The following is a 19,891-nucleotide window of genomic DNA, read 5'->3' as shown; positions in this document are numbered from 1 at the left end:
CTGGCTTGCCAGCGATGACGTCAGCCGAAGCGATAAATATCCATACCCAGCGCCCCCATCGTGAAACCCTGATGCGCCACGCTGAAAACCCCGCCAGCACCGCGAGCAAAGTACAGCGGCAACAAATGCTCATCACTCGGGTGACTGCGCACGGCATTCGGCGCCTGCTGGCGATAATCATGCAGCGCTGTTTCATCGTCGGCCGCCAGCTTGTCGATCATCCAGTCACGGAAATCCCGCGCCCACGGTTCAACGCTTTCCGGGCCGGCATGCCAATCCAGCTCCCGGAGGTTGTGGGTGATGCTGCCGGAGCCGATCAACAGAATGCCGTGTTCGCGCAGGCTCGCCAGTGCACGGCCAACTCGCGTCTGCAATGCCGGTCCGCCGCGACTCGGCAACGAGACTTGCACCACCGGAATATCGGCCTGCGGATACATCAAAGACAGTGGCACCCAAATACCATGATCGAACGGTCGTTGCGGATCGAGCCGCGCCGGCAGGTCATTGGCGTTCAGCAGTTGAGCCACCTCGGCGGCCAGCTGCGGATTGCCCGGTGCCGGGTACTGCACTTCAAACAGCGCACGGGGGAAACCGCCGAAGTCGTGCCAGGTTTCCGGGTGCGAGTGGCTGCTGACCAGCAGTTCCTGGCTTTCCCAGTGCGCCGAGACGATGACAATGGCGTTGGGGCGCGGCAGTTCAGCGGCCAGTCGCGCCAGTGCCGGGCCGCTGGCACCGGGCTCCAGCGCCAGCATCGGTGAACCGTGGGAGATAAACAGGCTGGGCAACATGGACGGGCTCCTGAGCGCTAAGATGAACCATCTTCAGTCAGATCATCGATCTGAATCCAATATAAGTTTCTGCGGTTTTTCATCGGTTTTTCGGGAGTGATCCATGCAGCCTGAGTTTTGGTACAAGAAATGGGATTCGAACCAGATCGGCTTTCATCAGCCCGAGGCCAACCCGTATTTGCAGCGCTACTGGCCGGAGCTGGCGATTGCACCGTCGGCGCGTGTGCTGGTGCCGCTGTGCGGGAAGAGTCTGGATCTGCTCTGGCTTGCCGGGCAGGGACACCAGGTGATTGGGGTTGAGCTAGCGGAAAAGGCTGTCGAGGAGTTTTTCAGCGAACATCAGTTGCAACCGCAGATCAGCGAGCAGGGCGCATTCAAGGTTTATCGCAGTGTTGCGTTCGAATTGTGGTGCGGTGATTTTTTTGCGCTGACGGCCGAGGACGTCGCAGATTGTACTGCGCTGTATGACCGCGCCGCGCTGATTGCCTTGCCGGACGCGATGCGCCAGCGCTACGCGGCGCATTTGCAGCACTTGCTGGCGCCGGAGATGAAAGGGCTGGTGATTACCCTGGATTACGATCAGACGCAGATCCCGGGACCGCCGTTTGCGGTGAATGATGATGAGGCGCAGCGGCTGCTGGGCCAGGGTTGGCAGCTGGAGAAACTGGAAGAGCGAGATATTCTGGCTGAGAGCCCCAAGTTTCTACAGGGCGGGGTTGAGTGGTTGGTGGAGCGGGTTTATCGGGTTTCTGCCTGATGGTTTTCTGTTAACAATTCCGGCGTCTTCGCGAGCAGGCTCGCTCCCACAGGGAAATGCGTTTCAAAGGTGGGAGCGAGCCTGCTCGCGAATGGGACTTTGCTGACAACGCATGATCTGAAGATACAAAAAAAGGCCCGCATCACTGCGGGCCTTCTTTTTTATTGCGATCAAATCAACCGCGACGACGCAGTGCGTCAATACGCTCTTCCAGCGGCGGGTGGCTCATGAACATGCGGGCGAAGCCCTGTTTGATGCCACCGTTGATGCCGAAGGCGTTCAGGGTGTCGGGCATATGCACCGGCAGGCCCTGTTCGGCGCGCAGACGTTGCAGAGCACCAATCATCGCGCTGGTACCGGCCAGGCGGGCGCCGGCTTCGTCGGCACGGAATTCGCGCTTGCGCGAGAACCACATGACGATTGCGCTGGCGAGGATGCCCAGCACCAGTTCGGCGAAGATGGTCGCCACGTAATAGGCGATGCCCTGGCCTTCTTCGTTCTTGAAGATGACCTTGTCGACGAAGTTGCCGATGATCCGCGCGAAGAACATCACGAAGGTGTTCACCACGCCCTGGATCAGAGCCAGCGTGACCATGTCGCCGTTGGCGACGTGACCGATTTCGTGGGCCAGTACGGCTTTCACTTCATCGGGCGAGAATCGCTCGAGCAGGCCCTGGCTGACCGCGACCAGCGCGTCGTTCTTGTTCCAGCCGGTAGCGAAAGCATTCGCTTCGTAGGCCGGGAAAATCCCGACTTCAGGCATCTTGATCCCGGCTTCGCGGGACAATTGCTCGACCGTTTGCAGCAGCCATTGCTCATGACGAGTGCGTGGCTGGCTGATGATTTGCGTACCGGTGCTCATCTTCGCCATCCACTTGGAGATGAACAGCGAGAACAGCGAGCCGGCGAAACCAAAGACCGCACAGAAGACCAGCAGCTGACTGAGGTCGAGGTCGACCCCGTTGGCCGCCATGAACCCGTTGAAGCCGAACAGGCTCAGGGTGATGCTGGCTATCAGCACGACCGCCAGGTTAGTGGCCAAAAACAGCAGGATGCGCATCATGGTTGTAGAACTCTCCTCAAGCTAAAGATGTAGCGTACTGCGGGGTATATAAGGTGCGGCACCGGGCTATTCAACCGAGTGACTATTTCAAACTGTGTCCTACAGCGGTTTCTTGAGGAAAAAGAAAATTCCCACCCTCGATTCCGATACGGATGACACAGCCTTTCGCCCCGCCGCCATTAGGTCAGACACGTCTGTACGGCTCGCATCGCAAGTGTAGAAGGGCTGCAAAGGCGCGGAACGAAGATGTGTTGCTGAATCAGACAGTGCGCAACAGCCAATCCGTTGCGCACTGCAGGCCGGTTACTGGCGGTAGGACTTGAGGAAGTTGCCGATGCGGCCGATGGCCATTTCCAGATCATCGACGCGGGGCAGGGTGACCACACGGAAGTGATCCGGCCACGGCCAGTTGAATGCCGTGCCCTGGACCACCAGCAGTTTTTCGGAAAGCAGCAGGTCGAGAACGAATTTTTCGTCGTTATGGATCGGGCAGACCTTCGGGTCGATTTTCGGGAACGCGTACAACGCGCCCATCGGCTTCACGCAGCTGACGCCGGGAATGTCGTTCAGCAACTCCCAGGTGCGATTGCGCTGCTCCAGCAGGCGACCCTGCGGCAGCACCAGATCGTTGATGCTCTGGTAGCCGCCCAGCGCGGTCTGGATTGCGTGCTGGCTCGGCACGTTGGCGCACAGGCGCATGTTGGCCAGCATGTCGATCCCTTCGATGTAGCTCTGCGCGTTGTGTTTCGGCCCGGAGATGGCGATCCAGCCGGAGCGGAAACCGGCCACGCGGTAGGATTTCGACAAGCCGTTGAAGGTCAGGCAGAGCAGGTCCGGGGCCAGCGAAGCGGTGCAGATGTGCACGGCGTCGTCATAAAGAATCTTGTCGTAGATCTCGTCGGAGAACACCACCAGATTGTGCGCCCGGGCGATTTCCAGCATGCCCAGCAACACTTCCTTCGAGTACACCGCACCGGTCGGGTTGTTCGGGTTGATGATCACCATGGCCTTGGTGTTCGGGGTGATCTTGGCCTTGATGTCGGCCAGATCCGGGAACCAGTCGGCGCCTTCGTCGCACAGATAATGCACAGCGTTACCGCCAGCGAGGCTGACGGCAGCGGTCCACAGCGGATAGTCCGGGGCTGGCACCAGCACTTCGTCGCCATTATTGAGCAGCGCCTGCAGCGACATCACGATCAGCTCGGAAACGCCGTTGCCCAAGTAGATGTCTTCGATGCCGACACCTTCAACCTGCTTCTGCTGGTAGTACTGCATCACCGCCTTGCGCGCGCTGAACAGGCCTTTGGAGTCGCTGTAACCTTGCGCGGTCGGCAGGTTGCGGATCACGTCCTGGAGGATTTCGTCCGGCGCTTCGAAACCAAACGGCGCCGGGTTGCCGATGTTCAGCTTGAGGATGCGCTGGCCTTCCTCTTCCAGTCGTTTGGCGTGCTTGAGCACTGGGCCGCGAATGTCGTAGCAGACGTTGGCGAGCTTGTTCGATTTGCTGAACTGCATGGCGATGTGATCCCGAAAATGAACGATCCAGGCGGCAAATGGACAACCGTACTGGGATTGCTGCGTCTTCGCACAGGCGGAGGTCTGGCGCTTTAGCGCTCAGAATCCGTTTGAATGCGCCCGGTCTGGCTGCCAGACTGGCGCGTGACGAGGCGCAATCATACGTGCCGCCCGATCCGTGGAAAAGGTACAGATCGGGCTTTTTCAGCCGCTGAGGTGTGATGATGGAAAAGTTGCAGAAAACCCTGGAAGAATGGCGTGCCATGCTCGACCCCGAGCAGTACAACGTCTGCCGCCTGAGTGACACCGAGCGTCCGTTCTCGGGCAAATACAACAACACCAAAACCGACGGTGTCTACCACTGTGTCTGCTGCAACGAGCCGCTGTTCGATTCCAAGACCAAATTCGACTCCGGCTGCGGCTGGCCGAGCTTTTACGCGCCGATCGGCGATAGCGCGATGGCTGAGATCCGCGACACCAGCCACGGCATGGTCCGCACCGAAGTGAAATGCGCGCGCTGTGATGCGCACCTGGGCCACGTGTTCCCGGATGGTCCGCCACCCACCGGCCTGCGTTATTGCATCAACTCGGTGTGCCTGAATCTCGAGCCGCGCGAATAACCGATAAAGAGGCGACATTGTGTCGCCTTTTTATCGAGCAATTAGATTGCACACAATTCAATTGCTCGTTATGTTTGCGCCTTCCTCACCATTGCGGAGCCGACCCATGAGCGACAACCTGCTGAATATCCCGTGCACCACCATCAAGGGTGAGCAAAAGACCTTGGCCGATTTCGCCGGCAAAGCCGTGCTGGTGGTCAATACCGCGAGCAAGTGTGGCTTCACTCCGCAATACAAAGGTCTCGAAGAACTCTGGCAGACCTACAAGGACCAGGGGCTGGTGGTATTGGGTTTCCCCTGCAACCAGTTCGGCAAACAGGAGCCGGGCAATGACGGCGCCATCAGTGAATTCTGCGAACTGAATTTCGGCGTCAGCTTCCCGCTGTTCAAGAAGATCGACGTCAACGGCGCCGATGCTCACCCGCTGTTCGTGCAGTTGAAGAAGCGCGCCCCGGGCCTGCTCGGCTCGCAGGGCATCAAGTGGAATTTCACCAAGTTCCTGATCGGCAAGGACGGCCAGTTGGTCAAGCGTTTCGCCCCGACGACCAAACCGCAGGACCTGAGCGGCGAGATCGAAGCTCTGCTGAAATGAGCCTGGCGGTTGATTCGCTGAAGCTCGACAGCCAGTTGTGCTTCAAGCTGTACGCGGCCTCGCGGGCGGTGATTCGCGCCTACAAGCCGATGCTCGATCAGTTGGGCCTGACCTACCCGCAGTACCTGGCGATGCTGGTGCTGTGGGAATGGCAGGATGCTGCGCCGGAGCAACCGACGGTCAAGGCCTTGGGCGAACGCTTGGCCCTGGACTCGGGGACGTTGACGCCTTTGCTCAAACGTCTGGAGCAGAGCGATCTGGTCCAGCGTCGGCGCTCGGCGCGGGATGAACGCGAGATGCACCTGAGCCTGACGCCTGCCGGAACAGCACTGCGCGAGCAGGTCGGGCCACTCAAGGCGCGCCTGTTGTGCGACAGTGGCGTAGATCTCGACCGGCTCAATGATTTGCGCGCCGGCCTCGATCATTTGCTCGGGCAGATCAAAGGGCTTTCGTAGTCGGCATCCACTGATCAAGCAGCGCGGCGAGTTCTTCGCGGCGAAACGGTTTGGCCAGATAGTCGCTCATGCCGGCCGCGCGGCAACGTTCGCGTTCCTCGGACATGGCATTGGCGGTCAGCGCGACAATCGGCAGATTCGGCCAGCGCCCGCTCTGGCGAATCTGCCGACTGGCTTCATAGCCATCCATCACCGGCATGTTGCAGTCCATCAGCACCAGATCGAAATCGGCAAACTCCAGCTGATCCAGCGCCTCGGCACCATGGCCCGCCACCACTACATCGCAGCCAAGCTTGCCGAGCATGCCTTTGGCGACCAGTTGATTGACCGGGTTGTCCTCGACCAGCAGCACCTTGCCCCGGCGCGCGGACGGCAAGGCATCCGCTTGTGCTTCGTTGAGGGTGGCGGCGTCCGGTTGCAGAATCCGTCGCAGATGCTGGTACAGCGCGTTGCGCGCCAGCGGCCGGGCTTGCTGCTGCAAGGGCGCGAGGGCGGCGGCTTCTTCGCTGGGCAGAAAACTGCCGTAAGCAGTCACCAGCAGAATCGGCGCGGTGATGCTCGGGCGCAGACCGAACAGGCATTCCGGGCAATCGGTGATCAGCACATCCGGATTCAGGCCCAGCAGCGAATCGTCAATGGTGCGCTGCGTGTATTCCAGGCCCCACACCGGCAACAGGCTTTTCAGCAATTCCGCCAGACCACTGCTGGCAGCGGTAATGGCGAGGACCTTGCCGCGTAATGGCTGCGGTGGGAGGGCGCGGGTGTGAGAGGGCAGTGGCAGTTCGGCGCAGAACTGGCTGCCGAAGCCGCTTTCGGAACTGATGGTCAGCCGACCCTGCATCGCTTCGCACAGGTTGTACGTCAGCGCGAGCCCCAGCCCGGTGCCGCCGTACTGACGGGTGATACCGGCGCCGGCCTGGGTGAACGGCTGGAAGATTTTCACCTGCGCTTCCTGGGCGATGCCTATGCCGGTGTCGCAGACTTCGATGCGCACGCCGCCCTTGTGTGCCGACAGGCGCACATCGACCCGACCGAAACGGGTGAATTTCAGCGCGTTGGACAGCAGGTTGCTGACGATCTGCCGCACCCGGGTCGGGTCGCCCAGCACCAGCGCCGGGAAGTGCGGTTCGATCAGACAGGTCAGCTCGACGCTTGGCGCGGCGTTCTGCGAGAGCAGGTTGGCGGTGTCTTCGATCAGCGAACCGAGGTCGAACGGGATGTTTTCCAGCTCCAGTTGCCCGGCGTCGAATTTCGACAGGTCGAGAATATCGTTGAGCAGTTCCACCAGCACCTTGCCCGAGTCGTGGGCGATCGACAGTTGTTGCTGCTGCTCGGCGTTGAGCGGGCCGTCCAGCGACAGCGCGATCATCCCCAGCAGACCGTTGAGTGGTGTACGGATTTCATGGCTCATGTTGGCCAGAAACGCCGAACGCGCTTCGGCCATGTCCAGTGCAGTACGACGTGCCACTTCCAGTTCTTCGTTGGACTGGCTGAGGCGGGCGTTGATTGCCTTGAGTTCGGCGGTGCGCGCCGAGACGATGTCTTCCAGTTGCGCGAGGTATTCGGTCAGGCGATTTTCCGCGGTGCGCCGCTGCTGGATTTCGGTGGCGATGTTTTCGAACTGCTGATTGGCGACCTTGACCAGCACGCCGATCTCATCGTTGCCGTGGCCGGCGGGGCACTCAAGCGTGGTCGGCTCGGCGCTGCGCGGGTCGCGGCCGCTGAGTTCACGGATGACCCGCACCAACGGCTTGGTCAGCATCACGTAGAACAGCGCCAGGAGGATCCCGGTCAGCAGCAGGCTGCGGGCAAAACCGTTGAGCAGGGTGACTTCCGCACGGCGCAGGAAGCGGCTGCCGAAGGCATAAGTGTCGACTTCAAGCTTGAGAACGCCGAGGGATTCGTTGGGCAAGTGGTCGAGGTACAGACGATCTTCGAAATGACGCTTGGCGCCGAACAGGAAGTCGCTGATCAGCCGATAGCTGCTCTGCAGTTCCGGGCGTTTGACGCTGGCCAGCACGGTCTCGTTGTTGTCGATCAGTTGCGCGGCGATGATCGCCGGCGAGCGCAGCAGGCCGAGGGTGAGCTCCTGCGCGAGCTCGGCGTCGATGTTATAGGCGATGCGCGAGGCCGGATTGTGGCTGATTTCCAGCAGTGCGAGGATTTCCCGGTTGATGGAAGCGTCTTCGCTGGCATAATCGATGCCGATCTGCAGCAGACTGAGCAGGGTGCCCAGAATGAACCCGACCAGCACGGTAAGCCTGGCTTGCTTGTAAGACAGCCGGTGGGTGAATTTGATATCCATGGGTTGTTGAACCACTTCCGTTTCCCTTCGCTGCTCAAGCATAGTCGATCATGCAGGGATACCGAGGTTCCCGAATCGCCTTGTAACAAGGCTTGCTGAGGCGATTTTATCTGTGTGTCGTCGCTGGATCGTCATCATCACTGTGAAAGTGCCCGAGGAGAAGACGTGGATTCCCGATTGAATGCTTTTCTTGAACGCGCCGAGTCGGTTCTGGCGCGAATCGAACCACTGTTGCCGGCACCGCGCCCTGTCATTGACTGGAACACTTGCCTGGCAGCGCGCTGGCAGCGTGACGGTCGCAGCGGCTACCTGTTGCCGCTGGAAGTCAGCCTCGACATGCGTCTGTCCGACCTGATCGGCGTCGACCGGCAGTTGGAGCAGTTGGGGCGCAACACACAACAATTTCTTGATGGCATGCCGGCCAACCACGCCTTGCTCTGGGGTTCACGCGGTACCGGCAAGTCTTCGCTGGTGCGTGCGTTGCTGGCCGAGCACGCCGGTGCCGGCCTGCGTCTGATCGAGATCGAACGCGATCACTTGGCTGACCTGCCACGCGTGGTCGAGCAAGTCGCCAAATTGCCGCAACGATTCGTGCTGTTCTGCGATGACCTGTCGTTCGAATCCGGCGAAGGCGACTACCGCGTGCTGAAAAGCGTGCTCGACGGTTCGCTCGAGCAGGCCCCCGACAATGTCTTGTTGTACGCCACTTCCAACCGCCGCCACCTGGTGCCGGAAAAGGAAAGCGACAACGAAAACTGGAAGCGCGTCGACGGCGAACTGCACCCGAGCGAAGCGGTGGAAGACAAGATCGCCCTGTCCGACCGTTTCGGCCTGTGGCTGTCGTTCTACCCGTTTACCCAAGAACATTTTCTCGACGTCGTCGAGCACTGGATCGGCCAGTTGGCCGCCAAGGCCGGCCTGAGCTGGCAGCGCGACGAAGCACTGGACATCCTCGCCGTGCGCTGGGCCACCGGCCGCGGTAATCGCAACGGACGTTGCGCGTATCAATTCGCCCGCTACTGGGTGGGACTGAAATTGCTGGAGCACAAGGCATGATTGATTTGCAACAAAGCGGCCAGGGCCTCGAAGGCTACGGTATGTTGGCCGCACAACTGGAATCGCTACTGGCGGACGAACGCGACTTCATCGCCAATGCCGCGCAGTTTTCCGCGTTCCTGTTCAACCAGCTCGATGATTTGAACTGGGCCGGTTTCTACCTCAATCGTAACGAAGAGCTGGTGCTCGGCCCGTTTCAGGGCCAGATCGCTTGCGTGCGCATCCCGTTCGGGCGCGGTGTTTGCGGCGCCGCTGCTGCCAGTCTGCAAACCCAGCGCGTCGAGGATGTACATGCCTTCCCGGGCCACATTGCCTGCGACAGCGCTTCCAACAGCGAACTGGTAGTGCCTTTGGTCAAGGACGGTCGCCTGATCGGCGTGCTCGACCTCGACAGCCCGAAGCTGGCGCGTTTCGGCGCCGAAGATCAGGCCGGCATCGAGCAACTGGCGGCGATTTTCCTGCGCCTGACCGACTGCTGATCAACCGCTGAGGCCAGCCTTGTGCATCAGGCTGGCCGTGTCCACGCTGTCGATTTGCGCGGGATCGAGAAACCGCGTCGCGTACTGCATGTACACACCCTCATTGATGAACAGGCCGAACAACGGCGCATCGATGTGCGCTTCACGGCACATGGTCGCCATGATCCCCAGCGCTTCGCTCAGCGACTTGGCTTTCTTGTAAGGGCGATCGGCGGCGGTCAGCGCTTCGAAAATATCGGCAATCGCCATCATCCTCGCCGGCAGGCTCATTTCCTCGCGCTTCAGCCGTTTCGGATACCCGGTGCCGTCCATTTTTTCATGATGACCGCCGGCGATCTCGGCAATGCTGTCCAGGTGGCCGGGGAAGGGCAGGTGGCTGAGCATCATGATCGTCTGCACCATGTGATGGTTGATGATGTAGCGCTCTTCGCGAGTCAGCGTGCCGCGGCCGATCTTCAGGTTGTACAACTCGCCGCGGTTGTACTTGTGCGCGGGCACATCGAGTTTGAAGCCCCAGGGGTTGTCCTCGGGGATCAGTTCGCTCTTGTCGCGTTCGATCAGATGCTCGGGTTTGTCGGCCAGCAGACTTTCACTGACGGGCAGCAGCGGCGCAGGGGTTTTCGCCTGGCGGCGGTTTTCTTCCCAGGACACACCGACGCGATCATCAAGTGTGCGCAGCCATCTGCGTTGCGCCACTCGCTCGAGGCGTTGCAGATCAGCCTCGGCCATGGCCTCGCCACCGAGATTGCAGCGGGCGACAAAGGCGAAGTCGTCGTCGAGCATCAGCAACTCACTATCACGGGCGCGGGCCAGCGCCGCTTCGTCTGCACCGCTTGCCAGGGTCTGCCAGTAGTTGATCCACACGTCACGCTTGAGCACTTCGAAGCGGGTGCGGATTTCATGGATGCGGTCGTTGATGGTCTCGAGCTTGGTGGCTTTGTCGACCACGTATTCCGGCGTCGTGACCTTGCCGCAATCGTGCAGCCACGCGGCGATGTGCAACGCCTCCCATTCATCCTCGCTCGGTTGGTAAGCGCTGAACGCCGGGTCCTGGCTTGCCGCAGCAGCCTGGGCGAGCATCAACGTCAGTTCCGGCACCCGCTGGCAATGGCCGCCGGTGTAGGGGCTCTTGGCGTCGATCGCGCTGGCCAGCAGTTGGATGAAGGCGTCGAGCAGTTGTTTCTGCCGCGCTTGCAGACGCTGACTTTCGATGCTCACCGCCGCCGCGCCGGACACCGCCTGCAAGAAGGCAATTCGGTCAGGCCGCAGCTTTTCCAGATCACTCGGCTCACCACTGTCATTGACCAGCAGAATCAGCAGGCCGATGGTTTCATCGTGCTGGTTGTGCAGGCGGATGCCGATCAGGTGAATGCGCGGTGATTCCATGGCCAGGAGGATTTTCTGCAAGTCGCCGGCCTGATCGAAGCCCAGATGGCTGACGGTATTGTTGGCGCTGGCCAGTTGCTCGAACCACGCCGGGCCGGTGTTTTTATGCAACTCACGTCCTTGAATGTCGAACGCCTCCAGCTTCTGCGGCACGCCATCAATCACCAGTCCATAAGGTTCCATGCGCGCGCCGTCGGCTTCGCGCAGGTAGATCAGACCGGCCTGCGCCTGAGCGATCTGTACGGTTTCGAACAGCACGCGTTCGAGCAGCGGGGCAAAACGGGTTTCGGCGCAAAGGCTGTCAGTGATGCGGAAGAAACTGCCCAGGGTTTCTTTCATCCGCGCCATCGACAGGCTTAATTGATCGACTTCCAGTACGGGCGAGCGGCGCGCCAGCGGAGAACTGAAGTCGAAGCTGCGGATCGCGTCGGCCTCCTTGACCAGGGCATGCAGCGGCTTGACCAGAATCCGCGAAATCACCCAGCCCAATGGCAGGCACAGCAGCAGGATGGCCAGGGTGATCAGCGCGCCTTGCCAGCGCATCCGGAACGCATCCACCAGTAATTCGTCTTCCGGCACCAGCAGCGCCAGTTGCAGACCTTTCGGCCCGCCTTCCTCGATGCTGGTGCGTGCGACGATCCATTGCCGGTCGTTTACTTGCAGACGCTTGCCGATATTGTCGGAGCTGAGCAGCGCGTTCAGCTCAGGGCTGAGATCGGCCGCTCTGGCCAGCCGCGCAGTGCGGTCATCGACGATCAGGCGATGGCTGTCGGGGTAAGCCACGGCGTTGCCGTCGGTGTCGTACAGCGCGATCTCTGTCGAAGGCGTGACCTGGTGCTTGCCCAGGGCGGTCGACAGCGAAGCGAGGGTCAGGTCGGCGCCGATCACCGCGTTCTCGCCGCTGCGCCGGGCCAGCGTGGTGCCGACATTGTGGGTCGAGAAAAATACATAGGGCTCGGTGGTGATTTGCCCGGCCTGTTGCAGGGCGTCGCTGAACCAGGTCCGGCTGCGCGGATCGTACGGCTCTTGGGGATGCTCGCGGCGGTTGATCGGTGTCAGGGCCTGATCAAAGAACAATGATTGCGAGCGTATGGCGCCTTGTGGAGCATGCTCGATGCTCCAGACTTGATAGGCCGCCGCTTCCGGCGCCTGAAGCTGTGCCTTCAGAGCCGGAGTACGCAGCGCGCGCACCATGAAGAAATCGCCATTGGCGTAACCCAGATACAGCGACGCCAGCGCCGGGTTGTCGGTGAGCGACTGGCTGAAGGGTTTGAGCAAGGGCAGGCGTTGTTCCAGATCACTAGCCTGGGCTGCCGGGGTATCCGCCAGCAGGCTCAACAGGTTGCGGATCGGCTGATAGGTTGCCTGCAGATCGAGGCGTACATCCTGCTCGATGCGGTCAAACAGCTTTTCGCTGCTCGACAGGATGATCTGCGTGGTCTGGTGGTAATTGAACAGGCCCAGCACCACGCCGGTGAGCAATAAAAGAAAGGTGAACATGACGCTGATGTGCACGTGCAGCGGCAACCGGCGTTGCTCGGGGCGCAGTGGGCTGTGCATTGCAGGCTCTCCATGAATGTTTAACTCACTGCTCAGCGTCCAAGCATAGTTAAGACTCGCTCACTGTGCCTTGATCGGCCAGGGACAATTGCTGTTGCAGGGCCTGCGCCAGTTCGAGCATCGCTTGGCTGGTTGCCGCCCAGCGACGGGCAATCTCCTGTGACGCGAGCGCTTGCTGGCAGGCGTCCTCGAGCTCATCGCAACATTCGATCAACCGCGAGGCCTGCGCGATGCGTGCTGCGCCCTTGATCTTGTGCGCAACCACTGCCAGCGCTTCGCGATCATCCTCGGGCGACAGCCTCAGCAGTTCTTCGCGGTCGAGACGGCTGCTCTTGAGCAGTTCCACCAGCATGCGCCGGGTTTGCCCGGGGTTGTTGCCGGTCAGCAGGCTCAGACTTTGCAGGTCGAAGACCGAGGCCGGTGATGCCGGCGTGATGCCGTCGATCCATTGTCCGAGCAAGGTCAGACTCAACGGTTTGAACAGGCAGTCGTCCATGCCGGCGAGCTTGCAGCGCTGGACTTCTTCGGGCTGGGCATTGGCGGTGAAACCCAGCACGGTGCACGGCGGGCGGTGGTTTTGCAGTTCAAGCTGGCGAATCCCACGGGTCATGTCATAGCCGTTCATCAAGGGCATGTTGCAGTCGACGATCACCAGATCGAAATGATCGGCCTTCCACCGCTCGAGGCCGCTGCAGCCATCTTCGGCAATGCTGAAGCGATGACCGAGAAACTCCAGTTGCTGACACATGAGCAAACGGTTGGCCGGATGGTCGTCGACAACCAGGACATGTAACGGCGTTGTCGCAGGCTTGATCAACGGTTCGCTTTTCGGCGGATTCGCCTTCGCCGGCAGGCTGTCCAGCGGCAGCGATATGCAAACCTGAGTGCCGATGCCGGGCTGGCTGCTCAACTGCAGTTGTCCGCCCATCATTTCGCACAGGTTGCGACTGATGACCAGCCCGAGTCCGGCGCCGTTTTTTGCCTGCCTACTGCCGTTATCCGCCTGCGAGAAAGGTTCGAACAAGCGCTGTTGATCTTCGGCGCTGATGCCTGAGCCGCTGTCCTGCACGGTCAGTTGCATCAATGTTCGCCCAGCAGCGTCTGCCGGGATCAGGTCGAGGGTGATCCGCACGTGGCCGCTTTCGGTGAACTTGATGGCATTGCTGACCAGGTTGGACAGCACCTGCTTGAAGCGCAGCGGATCCAGATGCACATCCACAGCCGGGTTCGGCGGGTTGAAGACGACTTGCAAGGCAAGGTTTTTCTGCCGCGCTAGGCCGTCGAAGATGCGCGCAACGGAGGTCACCGTGTCGACCAGATTGATCCACTCCGGAGACAGGCTCAGACGGCCGGACTCAATGCGGGCGATGTCGAGGATATCGCCGATCAGCCCGAGCAGATCCTTGGCCGAATGGTAGGCCGTGTCGATCGAAGCGCGATCGGGGTGCTGCGGATCGATGCGTCGCAGGGTCAGTTCGAGCATGCCGATCACGGCGTTCATCGGTGTACGGATCTCGTGGCTCATGGTTGCCAGGAAGGTACTTTTGGCCCGGTTCGCCTCGTCTGCCTGTTCTTTGGCCGCACGCAGTTTTTCAAACAATTGGCGGCGTTCACTGATATCGATCCAGCCGCCAATGATGCCCTGGACGGCACCGCTGGAGTCGCGGTAGGGAAGTATCCAGTGGTAAATCGTCAGGCGGCGGCTGCCGATGTGCAGAGGCCGGTCGAGTATCAAGGGAATGCCTTCGGCAATGACTCTCTGGTAATCAGCCTGGAATGCCTCGGCCTCGAACGCGTTGCTCAGGGTGCCTTGCACGACGCCTTTGCCGATGATGTCCTCGCGTCTGGCGTTGAACGCTTCGAGATAACTGTCGTTGCAACTTTGCAGCAGACCCTGGCGATCTCGCACGTAGATCGGGTGTGGTGTGCCGTTAACCAGCGAGCGCATGAACTCCAGTTGATCGTTCAGCGCGCGTTCGGCAGCCTGACGTTGCTTGATCTGGTGGCGCATGTAGGCGTTCCAGGTCAGTAACAGCAGCAGGATCAGGCCGGCGGCCGCGACTACTTGATAGAACAGCCGCTGATAGTTTTGCCAGATGTTCTGTGATGCCGTGGAGTAACCGCGCCAGCGGCCGTTGATCACGCCGAGCTCCTCGGGAGCGATGCTCAGCAGCGCCTTGTTGATGATCGAGGCCAGTTCGGTGTTGTCACGGGCGGTCGCCAGCGAAAAGGCCGCCTGACTGGTGCCGATCGTGGTGGTGATTTGCAGTGGCCGATCGAATATGCGCGAGGAGATGAAATAGTTGGCGATCACCAGCGAGTTCACTGCGCCGTCGACGTGATTGTCGGCCAGCATCGACACGGCGCTGAAGGTGTCGGGGGTTTCGATCAGTTCGATGCCCGGAAAATTCTCATGCAAGTAGGCGACCAGCGGATTGCCTTGGGCGATCGCCAGACGCTTGCCTTTGAGTTGGGCCAGGTTGGTCGGGCTGTCGGCGCTTTTGCGGGTCAGCAGCACGTAGGAATTTTCCAGATAGGGACGACTGAAACTCAGGTTTTTTTCACGTTCGGTGCTGGGCAACAGGGCGGCAATCAGATCGGCCTTGTGATTGTCGATCTGCCTGATCATTTCCGCATCGTTGCGACTGCGCTGGATTTCGAAACGCAGGCCGGTACGCAAGCGAATCAGTTCGAGCAGGTCGGCACTGATGCCGCGGAAATTGCCGGCGCTGTCGAAGAAGGTCAACGGTGCGTACGCCTCATTGACCACTACGCTGACGACGGGATGCTGCTTGAGCCAGTTCTCCTCACGATCCGTCAGCTGGAGTTTACTGTCGGTGAGCAGCAGGTCGCTGCCGGCGCTCCAGCGTTTGGCGATGTCATCGCGCTGGCTGCGCGGGATCGCTGCGAGCACGGTGTCGATGATGCCCAGCAACTGCGGATTGCTGCGCCGCACGGCGAAGCTGAAGCCATGGGCTTCCTGCTTGCCGAAGTTGGCCATGCGGACGTTATTGAGATAGCCCTTGTTGATCATGTAATGGGTGGAGAGGGTGTCGCCGAGAAACACATCGGCCTGGTCGAAGGCCACCGCGTTGATTGCGTTCTGATAGGACGGATAGCAGGTGATCAGCGCTTTGGGATACAGCGCCTTGATCTCCGGCAGCGGCAAATAGTGATACACCATGCTCAGGCGCAGGCCGGCGAGGCCTTCGGTCAGCGAGCGGGTTTCATCTTCGCGGGTCACCAGTACCGGCTGATCGACCGCGTAAGGTGTGGAGAGCGCGAGGTTGGCATTGCCTGCTTCGTAGCCGTTGGCTGTGCCAAGCAGGTCGATCTGGCCATCGATCAAGGCGCGAATGGCAGCCTCGCGCGAGGGAAAGCGTTGCACGCGAATCGGCAAACCGGTGGCTTGACCGAGAATCCCTGCGTAATCGGCGGTCAGTCCCTCGTAGTCCTGGCCACTGACGGTCATGTCGAATGGCGGGTAATCAGGTGCGGAGGTACCCAGTTTCAGTTCGCTGCGAGTCTGTAGCCATTGCCGTTGTGACGATTGCAGGACAATCCCGACAGCCTCGGTTGCCGAGCGGCTGAGCAACGCATAGTCGGGTGAGGGGCTTGGCGAGGCGAAGGCATTGGCGCTCAGATACAGAACGGCGCTCAAGGTGATCAGGTAGTCCTTCAGACGGCTGGGCATGTGGGGTCTCACACGAGTGCGTTGCGTTTGGCCATCTCGATAAGTTCTACAAGGGATCTGGCTTTGAGTTTTTGCATCAGACGCTTTTTATAAGTGCTGACGGTCTTGTTGCTCAGAAACATGCCCTTGGCAATTTCCTTGTTGGTGCGTCCTTGTGCAAATAACTGCAATACCATCAGCTCGCGATCATTAACGGATTTGAATAGTTCAAGTTCTTCATATCGAGTGTCATCGCTGCGCACCGGATTAAGTGCCTGACTGGGGAAGTAGTTGTAACCGGAAAGTACCGCTTTGATTGCGCTGACCAATTCGCTCAAGTCTTCCTGCTTGCAGACATATCCCGATGCACCGGATTGCATGCAGCGGATACCGAACAGCGTAGGACACTGCGCCGTCAGAATCAGAATCTTGAAATTGGAACCCATGGTGTTGAAGCGGGCCAGTACTTCGAGGCCGTCCAGCTTGGGAATGCTGATATCGAGAATGACCAGGTCGGGCATGCATTCACGGACCATCTGCATGGCATCGACACCGTTATCGGTCTCACCGACGACCTTGTAGCCTTCATGTTCCAGGAGCATTCGCACGGCGAGGCGGATGACCGGATGATCGTCCACAATAAAAACGGAGTTCATAAATAGAGTCCCATGCAAGCATGAATAAAGCGCGCACCTTAGCTCAGATGCATGAGCACTCGCATGGACTGGTAGTGTCGCGACTACGTTATCGGATTAATCCTACGCGTAATGAAGAAATGGACTACGTTGAAATTAGGATTGGCGTAAGGAAGCACGAGCGTTCAATTCGCCGAAGATGGAAATTATCCGAGAGCCAATATTGATCTCCAATTATTTACTGGTGTTTAAAGCTGTGTTTAACAAGTGCGGTTCGTTTTGTTTGGTTGCCTGGGTCAGCGCGATCCAGTCTTACCAGTTTAAAGAACGCGTATAACGTTCGTGGCGATAACTCACCGGGCATCAGCCGGCCAGACCAATGGCCGGCTGATGGGGACGATCAATGACTTGAGCGGCCGGTCATTTCCAGTGCCATGTCACTGGCGTAACTGTCGGTCATGCCGGCGATGAAATCGATCATGCGCAGAAACGAACTGTGCAGCGAACCTTGAGGGTCCGGCGCATTGTTGCCGAGCAAATCGAGAATACGCCGGCTCTTGAACGACGGCGTGCGGCCGTTGTGCTGCTCCAGCGCGGCACCGCAGAACGAATTGAGCAGAATCTCCAGCGTGGTATACGCGCCGATCTCATGCAGCGTCTTGCGCTTGTCCTGGAAGATCTTCTTGCGCGCGATGTCCTTGGCGTTCAACACGCAGCGCTTTGCCGGCCCGTGCATGTGTTCGACCAGATCGCCGTGCAGTGTGCCGGCGAGCAGGGCATCCTGCTGTTCGACAAATGCCCGCGCCGCCGCGTTGGTCAGGTGCTCGATGGCCTTGCCGCGCAGGATCGCCAGTTTGCGCCGCCGGGAATCCTGCGGGCCGAGCTGGCGATAGGTTTCCGGCAAATCGTCGCCGACCAGACCGAGCAGCAGTGACTCGACTTCGGCGTATTCGAGCAGCTCCATTTCCAGACCGTCTTCGAGATCGATCAGCGCATAGCAGATGTCATCGGCAGCCTCCATCAAGTACACCAATGGATGGCGTGCCCAGCGCTGGTCTTCGATTTGCGGGAGACCGAGTTTGTGCGCGATCTGTTCGAGCAGCGGCAGCTCGCTTTGGTAGCAGCCGAATTTGTGTTTCTTGTAGCCGAGGGAGTCGGCGTGGCGCGCGGTCCACGGATACTTCAGGTAGGTGCCCAGCGTCGCGTAGGTCAGACGCGTGCCGCCATCGAACTGGTGATATTCCAGCTGCGTCAGCACGCGAAAGCCTTGAGCATTGCCCTCGAAATTGAGGAAGTCACCACGCTCGGCTTCGCTCATGCCATCGAGCCAGCCGCGCCCGGCGGCTTGCTGGAACCAGTGGCGAATGGCGTCTTCGCCGGAATGGCCGAACGGCGGATTGCCGATGTCATGGGCCAGGCAGGCCGACTGCACGACCATGCCGAGGTCGGCCGGGTCGCACCAGTCTGGCAGCGCGCTGCGCAAGGTTTCACCGACACGCATGCCCAGCGAACGGCCGACACAACTGACTTCCAGCGAATGGGTCAGGCGCGTGTGAATGTGATCGTTGCTGGTGACCGGATGCACTTGGGTCTTGCGCCCGAGGCGGCGGAAGGCCCCGGAGAAAATGATGCGGTCATGGTCTTTGTGAAAAGGGCTGCGGCCGAGTTCTTGCGGGCTGTGCAGCGGCTTGCCGAGGCGTTCGCGGTTGAGCAGGGTTGGCCAATCCAAGGCTGAATCTCTCCGTCTGGTGACTGATCGCCCTAGCTTCCCGGTTCGGCCCCGCGCCTGCAAGCGGAACTACAGACCCGCCGCATCGATATCGATCAGCAACAGCCGTTCACCGTTATCGAAGAACTGTCCGGCAGTCAGGCAATACTGGTTGCTGGTGGCGTCGCGATAGGTGTTGGACAGGGTCAGGCGGCGTTCTTCCCAGCCTTCGGCCAGCAGATGATAGAAGTACGGTCGCCACGACCAGTTGTGCCCCAGATAGCGATCATCGGCAAACCAGCCGTCATGGCGCCATTCCAGGTTGGGCGTCAGTTGCGTGCCGTGGCGGTCGCACTGATAAAAGCGCAGCAGCCAGGGAAACGCCTGCAGTTGCGGCAATGCACTGAGCGGGGCGCGGGCCTGCGCCCATTGCTGCAGAATCGCCATCAGCTCGCTGAGCTGCTGACGCATTTGCATCAGCCGTCCGCGCTCGCTGAGTTTCTGCTTCACGTAGCGTTGCCGCAATTGCGCGAAATGCGCGACGAAGGCATCGGTAGCGAAGAATTCTTCTTGTGCCCGGGCGAAGAGAAATCCCTGCACATAGCGCGAGCCGCACTCCAGCGCGAAATTCAGCTGCGCTTCGGTTTCGACGCCTTCGGCGATGATCCAGCAGCCGGTTTTCTCGGCCATCTGGGCGAGAGCCTTTACCACATCGCTGCTCGGTCCGCCGAGGGCTGCAGCCTGAAACAGGCGCATATCGAGCTTGAGAATGTCCGGTTGCAGGGCCAACACCCGATCCAGCTGCGAATAGCCTGCGCCGAAATCATCAATGGCGATTCTCGCCCCTGCGTCACGGTAGCGCCCGACCACGTGGGCCAGGCGTTCGCTGTTACCACCCAGTTCGGTGATTTCAAATACGATGCGCTGCGGATCAACCTCGTGTCGCGCCAGTTGTTTGAGACTTGGCAGCGCTTGATCGGCGCGCAGGCGGCTGATCCAGCGTGGCGACATGTTCAGGCTGAGAAACCACTCGGCCGGCGCTTCATGCAGGCGGCTGAGGGCGTGATCACGGATTTGCCGGTCGAGACGGCGCAAGGCAGTGGCCGGCGTGCGCGGATCGGCGAACAACGGTCCTACCGAGGTCAGTTGACCATCGCTCTGACGCAGGCGGCCCAATGCTTCGACGCCTGCAATGCGGCCGGTGGCGGTATCGATGAAAGGCTGAAAACAGGCGAGCGGTTGCCCGTCGATCACGGCAAGTCCTTAATCTTGTTTTTGGTTTGGCCGCGCTTGCCGGAT

Annotated in this window: 15 protein-coding genes; 6 read left to right on the top strand and 9 right to left on the bottom strand. The window is 60.1% G+C overall.

Annotated elements, in window-relative coordinates:
- Positions 1-20 precede the first annotated feature (20 nt).
- Entirely contained in the window at positions 21-788 is a 768-nt protein-coding gene (locus AB4O12_RS13105; RefSeq protein ID WP_375122481.1) for a DODA-type extradiol aromatic ring-opening family dioxygenase, read from the bottom strand.
- A gap of 103 nt (positions 789-891) precedes the next feature.
- Here AB4O12_RS13105 and AB4O12_RS13100 point away from each other — a divergent pair, with 103 nt between their 5' ends.
- On the top strand, positions 892-1,545 hold the full coding sequence (locus AB4O12_RS13100) for a thiopurine S-methyltransferase (RefSeq protein WP_460062278.1): 654 nt from the start codon (positions 892-894) through the stop codon (positions 1,543-1,545).
- A gap of 175 nt (positions 1,546-1,720) precedes the next feature.
- On the opposite strand, the gene htpX is transcribed toward AB4O12_RS13100, so the two are convergent.
- Together htpX and AB4O12_RS13090 are read right to left on the bottom strand one after the other, a co-directional pair.
- Positions 1,721-2,608, bottom strand: a complete 888-nt coding sequence (gene htpX, locus AB4O12_RS13095; protein WP_007908619.1) for a protease HtpX — start codon at positions 2,606-2,608, stop codon at positions 1,721-1,723.
- Between the two features lie 303 nt (positions 2,609-2,911).
- Positions 2,912-4,123: a pyridoxal phosphate-dependent aminotransferase gene (locus tag AB4O12_RS13090; RefSeq protein ID WP_016770856.1), complete on the bottom strand. Its 1,212-nt coding sequence runs from the start codon at positions 4,121-4,123 to the stop codon at positions 2,912-2,914.
- 224 nt (positions 4,124-4,347) lie between these two features.
- Here AB4O12_RS13090 and msrB point away from each other — a divergent pair, with 224 nt between their 5' ends.
- The 3 genes from msrB to AB4O12_RS13075 all read left to right on the top strand — a co-directional run bounded on the left by msrB (position 4,348) and on the right by AB4O12_RS13075 (position 5,790).
- The gene (gene msrB, locus AB4O12_RS13085; RefSeq protein WP_353187508.1) at positions 4,348-4,743 is read left to right on the top strand and encodes a peptide-methionine (R)-S-oxide reductase MsrB; all 396 of its coding nucleotides are present in this window, start codon (positions 4,348-4,350) and stop codon (positions 4,741-4,743) included.
- Between the two features lie 106 nt (positions 4,744-4,849).
- A complete protein-coding gene (locus tag AB4O12_RS13080; protein WP_056788500.1) occupies positions 4,850-5,335 on the top strand; it encodes a glutathione peroxidase in 486 nt (161 codons plus the stop codon).
- Positions 5,332-5,790 carry a MarR family winged helix-turn-helix transcriptional regulator gene (locus AB4O12_RS13075; RefSeq protein ID WP_095182197.1) on the top strand — a complete coding sequence of 153 codons (459 nt, stop codon included), beginning with the start codon at positions 5,332-5,334 and terminating at the stop codon, positions 5,788-5,790. The genes AB4O12_RS13080 and AB4O12_RS13075 overlap by 4 nt, the downstream gene beginning before the upstream one ends.
- Here AB4O12_RS13075 and AB4O12_RS13070 read toward each other — a convergent pair.
- Positions 5,774-8,095: a hybrid sensor histidine kinase/response regulator gene (locus AB4O12_RS13070; protein ID WP_460062273.1), complete on the bottom strand. Its 2,322-nt coding sequence runs from the start codon at positions 8,093-8,095 to the stop codon at positions 5,774-5,776. The two genes, AB4O12_RS13075 and AB4O12_RS13070, sit on opposite strands and share 17 nt — an antisense overlap.
- A gap of 165 nt (positions 8,096-8,260) precedes the next feature.
- Here AB4O12_RS13070 and AB4O12_RS13065 point away from each other — a divergent pair, with 165 nt between their 5' ends.
- Positions 8,261-9,151, top strand: a complete 891-nt coding sequence (locus AB4O12_RS13065) for an ATP-binding protein (RefSeq protein ID WP_095182195.1) — start codon at positions 8,261-8,263, stop codon at positions 9,149-9,151.
- Complete coding sequence (locus AB4O12_RS13060; protein WP_016770850.1) at positions 9,148-9,630, top strand: GAF domain-containing protein; 483 nt, start codon at positions 9,148-9,150, stop codon at positions 9,628-9,630. Before AB4O12_RS13065 ends, AB4O12_RS13060 begins: the two co-directional genes overlap by 4 nt.
- Here AB4O12_RS13060 and AB4O12_RS13055 read toward each other — a convergent pair whose 3' ends face one another.
- From AB4O12_RS13055 to AB4O12_RS13035, 5 genes are all read right to left on the bottom strand, one after another.
- Positions 9,631-12,576 carry an HD domain-containing phosphohydrolase gene (locus AB4O12_RS13055; RefSeq protein WP_460062270.1) on the bottom strand — a complete coding sequence of 982 codons (2,946 nt, stop codon included), beginning with the start codon at positions 12,574-12,576 and terminating at the stop codon, positions 9,631-9,633.
- A gap of 49 nt (positions 12,577-12,625) precedes the next feature.
- A complete protein-coding gene (locus AB4O12_RS13050) occupies positions 12,626-16,270 on the bottom strand; it encodes a transporter substrate-binding domain-containing protein (protein ID WP_460062268.1) in 3,645 nt (1,214 codons plus the stop codon).
- 8 nt (positions 16,271-16,278) lie between these two features.
- Positions 16,279-16,905, bottom strand: a complete 627-nt coding sequence (locus tag AB4O12_RS13045; protein WP_460062265.1) for a response regulator — start codon at positions 16,903-16,905, stop codon at positions 16,279-16,281.
- A gap of 379 nt (positions 16,906-17,284) precedes the next feature.
- Positions 17,285-18,613, bottom strand: a complete 1,329-nt coding sequence (locus tag AB4O12_RS13040) for a deoxyguanosinetriphosphate triphosphohydrolase (RefSeq protein ID WP_016770846.1) — start codon at positions 18,611-18,613, stop codon at positions 17,285-17,287.
- Positions 18,614-18,682: 69 nt separating this feature from the next.
- A complete protein-coding gene (locus AB4O12_RS13035) occupies positions 18,683-19,846 on the bottom strand; it encodes an EAL domain-containing protein (RefSeq protein WP_041478435.1) in 1,164 nt (387 codons plus the stop codon).
- Between the last annotated feature and the right edge of the window lie 45 nt (positions 19,847-19,891).

Source organism: Pseudomonas sp. S2_A05, assembly GCF_054668485.1.
The sequence above is the reverse complement of the archived record's forward strand: the minus strand, read 5'-3'. Positions and strand labels throughout refer to the sequence as shown.